The 13,380-nt window shown below is 70.1% G+C and carries 1 protein-coding gene (cut by a window edge); it reads right to left on the bottom strand.

The genetic code is table 11. From position 1 onward, the window contains the following. On the bottom strand, window positions 1-13,380 hold part of the coding region annotated (locus EBN03_RS22565) for a non-ribosomal peptide synthase/polyketide synthase (protein WP_122190086.1) (this coding region is incomplete at its 3' end). 22,215 nt of the annotated region lie beyond the right edge of the window; 13,380 of 35,595 annotated nt are visible.

Genomic DNA, 13,380 nt, shown 5'->3' with positions numbered 1-13,380 from the left:
CTCCCGGTAGGTCAACTCCACACCGGAAGCGACAACCGCGAGCACCTCCGGAATCGCCGCGACCCGCGCCGCCAACAACTCCAGCACCGACACCGACAGATCCACATCCGTCGCCGTATCGTTCCGCTCCACCAACACCCGACGCCGCTCAGCCGCACCCAGCACATCGGCATCGCCGACCGGGGCGTGCGGGGTGCCGGCGAGTTCGCCGAGCAGGCCGCCGAAGCGGTCGGCGAGCTGTTCCACCGTGTCGTGGTCGAACAGATCGGTGGCGTACTCGATCGAACCGGCCAGGCCGCCGCTGCCGTCTTCGACGAAGGAGAACAGGAGGTCGAAGCGTGCGGTGCCGGTGGAGACCGGGTAGCCGCCGATCGTGACGTCGCCGGCGAATTCGGCCACGACCGCCGCTGTGTTCTGCATCGACAGCGAGACTTGGAACAGCGGGTGATGCGCCTGCGAGCGAACCGGATTCACCAACTCCACCAAGCGCTCGAACGGGGCGTCCTGGTTGGCGTAAGCAGCCAGGGCCTTGTCCGCGACCTGATCGACAAGCTCGACGAACGTCGCCGTGGGCCGCACCTGGGCCCGCAGCACCCAGGTGTTGACGAAGAACCCGACCAGATCGTCGAGCGCGGCATCGGTACGGCCCGCGATCGGCGAACCGATCGGAATGTCCTCCCCCGCACCCAACTTCGACAACAACACCGCCAAACCGGCCTGCAACACCATCGACACCGTCGCCCGCCGCGACCGCGCCAACTCGGCGACAGCGCGCCCGACGGCCGGGTCGACCGTCCACGACACGACCGCACCCCGGTGCGAGGCCACGCGGGGCCGCGGCCGGTCGGTCGGCAACGCCAATTGCTCCGGCACACCGGCCAATTCGGCCCGCCAGTAGTCGAACTGACGCGACAGCACACTCTCCGGATCCGACTCGTCACCGAGCAGCTCCCGCTGCCACAACGTGTAATCCGCGTACTGCACCGGCAGTGACGCCCACGCCGGCGCGGCTCCCGCCACCCGGGCGCTGTAGGCGACCGCCAGGTCGCGGGCCAGCGGGGCCAGCGACCAGCCGTCCGCGGCGATGTGGTGCACGACCAGAACGACGATCAGTTCCCCGGCACCGCGGCGGATCACCGTGGCCCGCACCGGGATCTCGGCGTCGAGTTCGAACGGATGTGCCGCCTCGTGCGCGACGATGCGATCGAGGTCGGCATCGGTCGCGTCGGTCAGATCCGGCATCCGCACCGGGACCTCGACGGTGCCGGCCGGCAGAATCTGCTGCCGGGCCACTCCGGCGCTGTCGGCGGCGAACACCGTCCGCAGGCTTTCGTGGCGGTCCACGACGTCACCGATCGCCGCGCCGAGCGCGGCCACGTCGACCGGGCCGGTCAACCGGAACGCCAGCGGGAGGTTGTAGGTCGCCGACGGGCCTTCGAGCCGGTACAGGAACCACAGTCGCTGCTGCGCGTACGACAGCGGCAACCGTTCGGGCCGTTCCTGTGGGCGCAGCGCCAGCCGGGTCCCGCCGCCGGGTGTCGTGGCCACGGCCGCGGCCAGCGCGGCGACCGTGCGCTCCGCGAAGACCGTCCGGATCGCCACCTCCGCGCCGAGTTCGGCGCGGATCCGGCTGACCAGCCGGGTCGCCAACAGCGAATGCCCACCCAGATCAAAGAAACTGTCGTCGAGCCCCACCCGCTCCACACCGAGGATCTCCGCGAACAACCCGGCCAGCACCCGCTCCACCGGCGACACCGGCGCCCGATACTCGGCAACGGACGCGAACACCGGCTCCGGCAACGCTTTTCGGTCGATCTTGCCGTTGGTGGTCAGAGGGATCCGGTCCACCGCGACGATCGAGGCCGGCCGCAGGTAGTCCGGCAGCCGCCGCGCCACCCGTTCCCGGACCGCCGCGACATCCAGTGCGGCGGCGCCGCCGGGCAGTGCGCGGTCGGCCGGAGTCACGTAGGCCGCCAACCGCTTTCCGGCCGGGCCGTCCACCACGACGACCACCGCACGGCCCACCGCCGGGTCGGCGGCCAACGCGGCCTCGATCTCGCCCGGCTCGATCCGGAAGCCCCGGATCTTCACCTGATCGTCGGCACGTCCGGCGTACTCCAGCACTCCGGAGTCGTTCCAGCGCACCAGGTCACCGGTCCGGTAGGCCCGCTCCCCCGACCCGTTCGGATCGGCGACGAACCGGGCGCCGGTCAGATCCGGGCGGGCCGCGTACCCGCGGGCGACACCGGCACCGGCCACGTACAACTCACCGACCGCGCCCGGCGCCACCGGCCGCAACCATTTGTCCAGCACCAGCATTCGCATGTTGTCCAACGCGCGGCCGATCGGCACGGCGGCGTCGGCGGACGCTGCCGCAGCCTGCGACACGGCACCAGCGGCCGCTCGGTTGTCGTCCACGTCGGCGCTACCGTCAGAGCCGGTCGCCGGGTGAGCCGCCGGGATCGGGTAGGAAGTAGCGAAAGTCGTTGTCTCCGTAGGCCCGTACCCGTTCACGACCACCGTCTGCGGGCATGCCTGCTGGGCTCGGCGTACCGCGTCCGGCGAGACCACGTCACCACCGGTCCACACCTGCCGCACGCCCGCGAAACACTGTGGGTGTTCCTGCGCCATCACCGCGAACAAACCAGCGGTCAACCACAACCCAGTCACACCGGAGTCAGCAATCAACGCCGCCAATTCCGCAGGGCCCGAATCAGGTTCGGCCAACACGACCTGACCACCATTGAGCAGCGGCACCCACAACTCATACGTCGAGGCGTCGAACGAATGCGGCGAATGCACCAGCACCCGCTCGTGCGCGCCTCCGGCGAAGCACCGGTCCTGCACGAGTGCGGTCACATCCCGGTGCCTGACCGCGACGCCCTTGGGCTCACCGGTCGAGCCCGATGTGTACATCACGTACACGAGCTGGTCCGGATCCACAATCACACCCGGATCGGCGAATCCCGCCGCCGTCGAGGCCGCATCCGCCATTGCCGCGGCAACTTCCGCTCCGGTCACCGCCACGCGGATACCGGCCTGGTCGATCACCTGATCACGCCGCGACTGCGGCCACTCCGGCAGCAACGGCACGAACACCGTACCCGCCTTCGCCACACCCAACAACGCCACCACCAGATCCACCGACCGCGGCAACACAACCGCCACCGGCTCCTCTACCGCGACCCCACGCTCGAACAGCCACCACGCCACCGCATTCGACCGCGCATCCAACTCGGCATACGTCACCGACTCGGCGCCGGCGATCACCGCCACCGCGTCCGGGGTCCGGGCCACGCGGGCACCGAACATGGCGGGCAGCGATTCCACGGCCACCTCGACCGCGGCCCGGTCGTAACCGCGCAACACCGCCGACTGCTCGGCCGACAGCAGCCCGACCCGCGCGACCGGTGTCTCCGGATCGGTGGCGAAGGCCGTCAACAGCGCCGTGTAACCGGCGATCAGCCCGTCCACCCGGCCGCGTTCCAGCACAGTCGTGTCGTACTGCAGCGACAGCACCAGGTCGGGAAGCGCGTTGGCGGTGATGGTGATCGGATAGTTCGTTCCGCTGTGGTGTTCCATTCCGGTCACCGACAGACCCGTCGCCGCCACCGAACCCGACAGGGCGGCCTCGTCGACCGGATAGGACTCGAACGCGACCAGTGTGTCGAACAGGGTCGGCAGACCGGTGATCCCGTGCAGCTCGGTCAGCGGGATGTGGTGGTGATCCATCAACGCGGTCTGTTCGGCCTGATGCCGGCGCACATGCGTGGCGAGCGTGTCGGCGGGAGCGACCCGCACCCGCACCGGCACCGTATTGATCAGCAGGCCGACCACGGTGTGCGACTCGGCCAGGTCCGCCGGGCGACCCGACACGGTCGCGCCGAACACGACGTCGTCGCGGTCGGTGACCGCGGCCAGCACCAGCGCCCAGTGCAGCTGGACGACGGTGTTCAGCGTGACACCACACTCGCCCGCTCGCCGCGACAGCGCCCGGGCCACCGCTTCCGGCAGCGGAATCTCCACCGTCTCCAGCACATCCGCATCCGAGGCGGCATCGGACCGGTCGCCATCGGCGACCAGGGTGGGTTCGCCGACCCCGTCGAGATACCGGGCCCACGCCGCGGCGGTCTCGGCGCGGTCGCGGCCGTCGAGCCAGACCAGGAAGTCCCGGTAGTTGCCGGCCGGCGGCAGACCGGACGGATCACCACTGGTGGTGTAGAGGGTCAGCAGGTCGGTGAGCAGCAGCGGCAGCGACCAGCCGTCGAGCAGGACGTGATGGGCGGTCAGCACCAGCCGGGAACGGTCGGCGGCGGTCCGGATCAATGCGAGCCGCAGCAGTGGCGGCCGGGCCGGATCGAAATGCGTGCTCCGGTCGGTGTCCAGCAGTTTCGCGATCGCCACCGGACGCTCGCTGTCGGCGGCGTCGCGCAGATCCAGCTCCTGCCACGGGAGCTCCGCGGTCGTGACGACGACCGCGACCGTCGTCCCGTCACCGGCCGGCGCGTAGGCGGTGCGCAGCGTCGCGTGCCGGTCGACGAGTGCCTGGCCGGCTACCCGCATCCGCTGCGGATCGACCGGTCCGGTCAGGTCGAACACGACCTGCATGTGGTACGCGTCGAATCCGGCACCGGCGAGCTGCGCGTGGAACAGCAGCCCGGATTGCATCGCCGTCACCGGCCACACATCCTCGACCTGCCGGTACCGGCTCTCCAGGCTCTCGATGGCCGCCTGGTCCAGCCGGACCAGGGGCAGATCGGACGGGGTCAGCCCGCCCGCGCCGGTGGTGCCGGCGTAGCGCGCCAGACCGGCCAGCGCCTCGCCCCACAGGCCGGCCAGTTCCGTCACCGCGGCCCGGTCCAGGACGCCGGGCGCGTAGGTGAACGAGGCACCGAGCACCGGCCCGGACGCGGCGTCGGTGACGGCCGCGTTGATCTCGAGGGCCGACGGGACCGGCAGGTCCGGGAATCCGGGATCGGCCGCGAGTCCGGCGGTCGGAGTCCATCCGTTGCCGCGCAATCGATCCGGCAGCAGGTCGGCGCTGGAGAACCGCCCCAGGTAGTTGAACCCGATTCGGCCCGTGGGCAGCGCGGCCAGGGTGTGCGCGGTGTCCGGGTTCAGATACCGCAGCATGCCGTACCCGATCCCGCGATCCGGTACCGCGCGCAGTATTTCCTTGACCCACTTCACCACGCGACCCGCGCCGGGACCGCCGGTGAGCACATCGTCGGGGTCGAGGTCGGCGGGCAGCGTCAGTCGCACCGGGTAGACGGTGGTGAACCAGCCCAGCGCGGCGGACAGGTCCGCGCCGGGGACCACCGCCTCCTCCCGGCCGTGTCCCTCGAGCCGCACCACGACCCCCGCGGACGGGCCGAAATCGTTGCCGTGGCGGCTGTTCCAGATCGCGTACGCGACCACCAGCGCCGCGAGCAGACCGTCGTCCACGTGGCCGTGGATCGCGGTGGGCACGGCGGTCAACACCGCCTCGGTCACCGGGGCGGGCACCCGCACCTCGACCTGCGCCGCGCCGGCGTGCGTGTCGATCGCCGGATCCAGTTCCCGCGCACCGAGGATCGGGTCCGGCCCGGCGAGCATGGTTGTCCACCAGTCGAATTCGGCAGACCGCTGCGGCGAGCGGGCCTGTTCGGCCATGGCGTGCGACCACCGCCGCAGCGAGGTGCCGGCGACCGGGAGCACCGGCTGCACCCCGGCCGACACCTGGGCCCACGCGGAGGCCAGGTCGGGCAGCAGGATTCGCCACGACACGCCGTCGACCGCCAGGTGATGGGCGACGATCCCCAGCGCACCGGGTTCGTCCGGGCCGCGATCGAACCACACCAGCGCGGACATGACGCCGTGTTCGGGCGCCAATCGGTCTGCGGCGCTGTCCAATTCGGCCGCGACGAGCGCGACCAGCGCGTCAGGCCCGGTCGGCGTGCCGTCCTGCGGCTCGACGTCCAGCCGGACGCGGTGGATCAGGGAGGCGATGTCGAGCCGGTCGACCGGCACGGTCACCAGGCCGGGGCCGGTGTATCTATCGGCAGGATCGGTCGAGTCGACTGCGATCTCGGTGTCCTCTACGAGTCCAGCCGTGGACTCGGTGTCGTCTTCGAGTCCAGCCGTGGACTCGATGTCGTCTACAAGTCGAGCCGTGGACTCGATGTCGTCGACAAGTCGAGCCGTGATCTCGGCATCGTCGACAAGTCGAGCCGTGATCTCCGCGTCGTCGACAAGTCGAGCTGTGAGCACCGGATGCCGCTGCACGACTGCCCGCCAGGTCGCGACCAGCCCGTCGAGGTCGATACCCACCGGCAGATCCAGCAGCATCGACTGGTTGAACCGATCGAAACCGGCACCCAGATCCCGGATGAACCGCGCCGCCGGGAGCAACGGCATCCAGCCCATCGCCCCGCCGGGCAGCTCGGCCAGTACCCCGTGTGCCCGTTCCGAGCCGGCGACCTGCGCCAGCGCCGCCACCGTACGATGCTCGAAAACCTCACGCGGACTGATCAATACACCGGCCGCCCGAGCACGGGAAACCACCTGGATGGAACGGATCGAGTCGCCGCCGATCTCGAAGAAATCATCGTCCACACCGACCCGGTCGCGGCCCAGGATCTCCGCGAACACCTCCACCAGCACGAGTTCGGCTGCGGTGGACGCCGCCCGGTACGCCGTCGCGGCCGTGAATACGGGTTCCGGCAACGCTTTACGGTCGATCTTGCCGTTGGGAGTCAACGGCAGGGCGTCCAGGATCATGATCGACGCCGGAACCATGTACTCCGGCAACCGTTCTCGCAGGAATGTCCGCACTACACCGGCATCCAGCACCGGCGCGCTCCGGTCGACCGCATCCGTACCGGCAGTAATGGACTCCGCCGTACCGAGTGCCGCGGCCGGAATATCTGCAGCTGCACTGGACCCGCCGCCGGAAACCGCCTCCGCGACCACGGCGGCATCGGCGGCATGGACCGCACCGACCGCAGGATCAGTGGCCGTGACGATGTCCGCCACCACATAACCCACCAGCTGCTTACCGCGACCGGAATCGTGCGCGACCACCACAGCCTGCCCGACACCGGGATGCGCCAGCAACGCCGCCTCGATCTCACCCGGCTCGATCCGGAACCCACGGATCTTCACCTGGTCATCCACACGGCCGACGTACTCCAGCACACCGGACTTGTTCCAGCGCACCACATCACCGGTGCGGTACATGCGACCACCGCCCGTGGTCGCGGCGCCTGGCCGCACAGCGTCGTCGGGCGATCCCGCCGGGGTGACGTCGAACGGGTCGGCGACGAACCGGGCACCGGTCAGATCCGGGCGGCCGTGGTAGCCACGCGCCAATTGCGCTCCGGCGATGTACAACTCACCTTCGACGCCGACCGGAACCGGACGCAACCAACCATCCAGCACGTAACACCGGACATTGCCGTAGGGGCCACCGATCGGAATCGAACCCTGCTCCGGCATCCCCGCCGTATCGAACTCCGACATACATGACGTGGCTTCGGTCGGGCCGTACCCGTTGATCACACACAACTGCGGGAATCGCGACCGCAGATCCCGAACCAGAGCCGGCGGCAGCTCGGATCCACCCGCGATCACCCGGTTCAGGTAACCCAGGGGGTTGTCACTACCGTCCGTGCCGACGTGTTCCGACAGCGCCGCCAGCAGCGGTGGCGTCAAGTGCGCCTTCGAGATTCGGTGCTCCCGCACCAACGACGCGATCTCGTCCAGATCCGAACGCGGGGACCCGGCCAGGACAACCGAGCCGCCGGACGTCAGCGCCGGCCAGATCTCATAGGTCGAGGCGTCGAACGCCACCGTCGCATGCGCCAGAATCCGCTCACCGCGCGCGACCGGCCACGCCTCCCGCACCAGGTTCGCGAGGTTCGCGTGGGTGATGATCGCGCCCTTGGACTGACCGGTGGTACCAGAGGTGTAGATCAGATGCGATACCGACTCCGGCGACACCACTCGCACCGCGCCGACCGGCTCGACGACCTCGAATTCCGTATCCGCGTCCACGGCAGGGTCGTTCGGCGAGGTCCGCGCCGCGTTCACGCTGCGTGTCGCGGAGTCACCGGCGAGCGCGGCCGCCACAGCCGGACCGTCGACCAGTACCCGTGCGACACTCGTGTCCGGCGACACCACCCCGACCGCGCCGACGTCGAGCCCGGAGGCCGCCGCGGCCGAAGTCCGACCCACGAGTTCGGCCGCCCCCGCGACCGAGGTCCGACCCGCGAGTTCGGCCGCTACCGCAGCATCGTCGAGCCACACGCGGGCCACACCGATGTCCGGCACCGCCTCGGCAACACGACTGTGCGTCAACACCAGCACCGGTTGTGCGTCAGTGAGGATGAACCGCAACCGATCCGACGGATACTCCGGATCCACCGGAACATACGCCCCACCAGCCTTGTTCACCGCCACCATCGCCACCAACAAATCAGCCACACGCGGCAACGCAACCGCCACCACCTGTTCCGGGCCGACTCCGTGCCCGATCAACAAGCGCGCCAACCGATCCGACCGCTCATCGAGCTCGCGGTAGGACAGCTCCATGTCCGAGGCGAATACCGCCTGGGCGTCTGGGTCCTCGGCCACCCGCGCCGCGAACAGCTCGAGCGCCGATACGGACAGGTCCAGATCCGTGGTGGTGTCGTTCCAGTCCACCAGGATCATCCGGCGTTCGTCGGCGCCGAGCACATCCAGCCTGCCGATCGGTGCACCGGGTACCTCGGTGAGTTCGGCGAGCAGTGTGGTGAAGCGAGTCGCGAGCTGTGCCACGGTTTCCGGGTCGAACAGGTCGGTGGCGTACTCGATCGAACCGGACAGGCCGCCCGTATTGTCCTCGGCCACCGCGAACAGCAGGTCGAAGCGCGCAGTCCCGGTCGACGCGGGATACCCCGAGATGACGATGTCGTCGGCCGGCTCGGCGACGGTGTCGGATGCGTTCTGCACCGACAGCGATACCTGGAACAACGGGTGATGCGCCTGCGAGCGAACCGGATTCACCAACTCCACCAGACGCTCGAACGGAGCATCCTGATTCGCGTACGCGGCCAGAGCCTTCTCCGCAACCTGATCGACCAGCTCGTCGAACGTCGCCGACGGCGACACGCGCGCCCGCAACACCCACGTGTTGACGAAGAATCCGACCAGATCGTCGAGCGCCGCATCGGTACGACCCGCGATCGGCGAACCGATCGGAATGTCCTCCCCCGCACCCAACTTCGACAACAACACCGCGAGTCCGGCCTGGAGCACCATCGACACCGTCGCCCGCCGCGACCGCGCCAACTCCGCAACCGCCGCAGACGTCACCGCATCGAACACGATCGGCACCGTCGCACCCCGATACGACGCCACCCGCGGGCGGGGGCGATCGGTGGGCAGCGCCAACTGCTCCGGAATACCCGCCAATTCGGCCCGCCAGTAGTCGAACTGACGCGACAGCACACTCTCCGGATCCGACTCGTCACCGAGCAGCTCCCGCTGCCACAGCGTGTAATCCGCGTACTGCACCGGCAACGGCGCCCAGCTGGGCGCCGAGCCCGCGGCCCGAGATCGATACGCAGCGGCCAAGTCTCGGGTCAGCGGCGCCAGCGACCAGCCGTCGCCCGCGATGTGATGCACCACCAGCACGAGCACCACTTCGTCCGGCCGCCGCCGCAGGACGGTGGCACGGATCGGGATCTCGGTGTCGAGGTCGAACAGGTATCCGGCCTCGGCCGCGACCACCCGGTCGACGTCGGTGTCGGCGGCGCCGGCCAGGTCGAGCACCCGAACCGGCACCGTGACCTCTGCGGGGTCGAGGACCCGCTGCACGCCGACCCCGTCGGCGTCGGCCTGGAAGATCGTGCGCAGGCTCTCGTGCCGTTCCACGACGTCGCGGACCGCGGCGGTCAGGGCCCGCACATCCACCGGGCCGGTCAACCGCAGTGCGAGCGGCAGGTTGTAGGTCGCGGCAGGTCCGTCGAGGCGGTACAGGAACCACAGCCGCTGCTGCGCGTACGACAGCGGCAGGCGCCCGGGCCGTTCGCGGCGCCGCAGCGCCGACTGGGTGACGCCGGCGCTGCCCGCCACCACCGCCGCCAACGCCGCGACCGTGCGGCCCTCGAAGACCGCCCGGATCGGCACCTCCACCGCGAGTTCGGCGCGGATCCGGCTGACCAGCCGGGTCGCCAGCAGCGAATGCCCGCCGAGCTCGAAGAAGCTGTCGTCGAGACCGACGCGTTCGACACCGAGCACGTCGGCGAACAATCCGGCCAGTACGCGTTCCACCGGGGAGACCGGCGCCCGGTAGCCGGCGACAGTGAAAACCGGTTCCGGCAGGGCCCTGCGGTCGATCTTGCCGTTGGGCGTCAACGGCATCCGGTCGATCGCCACGATCGCGGCCGGGACGAGGTACTCCGGCAGTCGTGCCGCCACCCGCGCCCGCAGCCCTGCCGGGTCGATGTCGTCACCGTCGGGTGCGGGAGTCACGTAGGCCGCCAACCGCTTTCCGGCCGGACCGTCCGCCACCACGACCACCGCCCGGCCGACCGTCGGGTCGGCCGCCAGTGCCGCCTCGATCTCACCCGGCTCGATCCGGAAGCCCCGGATCTTCACCTGGTCGTCGGCCCGCCCGGCGTACTCCAGCACACCGGATTCGTTCCAGCGCACCAGGTCTCCGGTGCGGTAGACCCGTTCACCCGAACCCGCCGGGTCCGCGACGAATCGTGCGGCGGTGAGGTCGGTTCGTCCCAGGTACCCGCGCGCGACACCCGCCCCCGCGATGTACAGCTCGCCGACCACGCCGGGTGCTACCGGCCGCAGCCAGCCGTCCAACACCAGCAGCCGCATATTGTCCAGCGGCCGGCCGATCGGCACGTCCGCCCCCGGATCGCCGGGAATCGGGTAAGAGGTAGCGAAAGTCGTTGTCTCCGTGGGCCCGTACCCGTTCACCACCACCGTGTCCGGACACACCTGTCGCACCTGGCGCACCGCATCCGGCGACACGACATCACCACCGGTCCACACCTGACGCACACCCGCGAAACACTGCGGGTGTTCCTGGGCCATCACCGCGAACAAACCGGCGGTCAACCACAACCCAGCAACTCCGGAGTCAGCGATCAGCGCCGCCAATTCCGCAGGGCCCGAATCGGGTTCAGCCAGCACGACCTCGCCACCGTTCAACAACGGCACCCACAGCTCGTAGGTCGACGCGTCGAACGAATGCGGCGAATGCACGAGTACTCGCTCGTGCGCGCCTCCGGCGAAACACCGGTCTTGCACGAGTGCGGTCACATCCCCGTGCCGCACCGCGACACCCTTGGGCTCACCGGTCGAACCGGAGGTGTACATCACGTACACCAGCTGATCGGGGTCCACGAACACGCCCGGATCCACCGAACGGGCCGGATCCGCCATCGCCGCAACGGCTGCCGCGACGTCACCAGCGGCCAGACTCAGCCGGATTCCGGCCTGGTCGATCACCTGATCACGCCGGGACTGCGGCCACTCCGGCAACAACGGCACGAACACCGCACCCGCCTTCGCCACACCCAACAACGCCACCACCAGATCCACCGACCGCGGCAACACAACCGCCACCGGCTCCTCCGGGGCAACCCCACGCTCCAGCAGCCACCACGCCACAGCATTCGACCGCGCATCCAACTCGGCGAAAGTCACCGACACCGCACCGGCAAACACGCTGTCCGCGTGGCGTTCTCGCGCTCCGGTCACCGGCGCGGCGACAATCGCGACCGAGTCCGGGGTCTGCTCGACCCGCGCGGCGAACATCGCCGGCAGCGACACCACCGCCGCGTCGGTGCGAGTGTCGTTCCACTCCAGCAACATTCGCTGTTCGTCCGGGGACAGCAGGTTCACCGCGCTCACCGGCAGCTCCGGCGTCGCGGCGACCGCTTCCAGTACCGCCGCGAACCGGCCGGTGAGCCGGTCGATCTCGGACCGCTCGAGCACCGTCGTGTCGTATTGCAGGGTCACGATGAGGTCCGGCACGGCGTTGGCGGTGATCGTCACCGGGTAGCTGGTGCCGCTGCGGTCGGCGAATCCGGTCACCGTGAGCCCGGTCGCGCCGGCCGAATCGGCCAGGGCGGCTTGGTCGATCGGGTAGGACTCGAACGCGACCAGGGTGTCGAACAGCGGGCTGAGGCCGGTGATGCGGTGCATGTCGGTCAGCGGGTGATGGTGGTGGTCCATCAGCGCCGCCTGCTCGTCCTGGTGGCGGCGCAACAGGCCGGCGATCGTGTCGTCGTGGGTGACGCGGACGCGCACCGGGACCGTGTTGATCAACAGGCCGACCATCGTGTGCGCGTCCGCCAGTTCGGCGGGGCGACCGGACACCGTCGCGCCGAACAGCACGTCGGTGCCGCCGGTCACGGCGGACAGCACCAGCGCCCAGCTCACCTGGACGATGGTGTTCAGCGTGACACCGTGTTCGGCGGCCCGGCGCGACAGCGTCTGTGCCACAGCGTCATTCAGGGCGACGGGCACGGTGGCCAGGATGTCCGCGTCCGTGCCGCCGGCTTCGGCGCCGCCGCCGGGCCCGGCGAGCAGGGTGGGTTCGGCGAGACCGTCGAGGTACCGGGCCCACGCGGCGGCGGTGACGACCGGGTCGCGATCGTGCAGCCAGTCGAGGAACTGCCGGTAGTCGGCGGCGGGCGCCAGCCCGGACGGATCACCGCCACTGGCGTACAACCCGAGCAGATCGGTGACCAGCAGCGGCAGCGACCAGCCGTCCAACAGCACGTGGTGCGCGGTCAGCACGAGCCGCGCGCCGCCCGGCTGTGCCTGGGACTGTCCTGCGGCTGCGTGCTCGGCCACCACCTGGCCGGCGGCTGTGCGGATCAGCGCCAGTCGCAACAGCGGCGGCAGGGCGGGGTCGAAGTGCGCGGCGTGGTCGGCGTCGAGCAGCCGCGCGATCTCGGCGGGCAGCCGGTCGGCGGGCACGTCCCGCAGATCGTGGTCGTGCCACGGCAGGGCCACGTCCGGCACGACCACCGCGACGGTGGTGCCGTCACCGGCGGGCACGTACGCGGTGCGCAGGGTCGCGTGCCGGTCCAGCAGCGCCTGTCCCGCGCGGCGCATCCGTTCGGCGTCCACCGCTCCGGACAGCTCGAACACGACCTGCATGTGGTAGGCGTCGAATCCCGCGCCCGCCACGTGCGCGTGGAACAGCAGACCGGCCTGCATCGCGGTCACCGGCCACACGTCCTCGACCCGCCGATAGCGGGCCTCCAGCGCGTCGATCCCGGCCTGGTCGAGCGATACCAGCGGCAGGTCCGAGGGGGTGAGGCCGCCCGCACCGGTCGCCGTGTACCGGGCCAGCCCGGTGAGCGCGTCGCGCCACAGCCCGGCTAG

The sequence above is a fragment of the Nocardia stercoris genome (assembly GCF_003696265.1).
Classification (GTDB): domain Bacteria; phylum Actinomycetota; class Actinomycetes; order Mycobacteriales; family Mycobacteriaceae; genus Nocardia; species Nocardia stercoris.
Note: the sequence above shows the minus strand (reverse complement) of the source record. Positions and strands in the feature narration are given on the sequence as shown.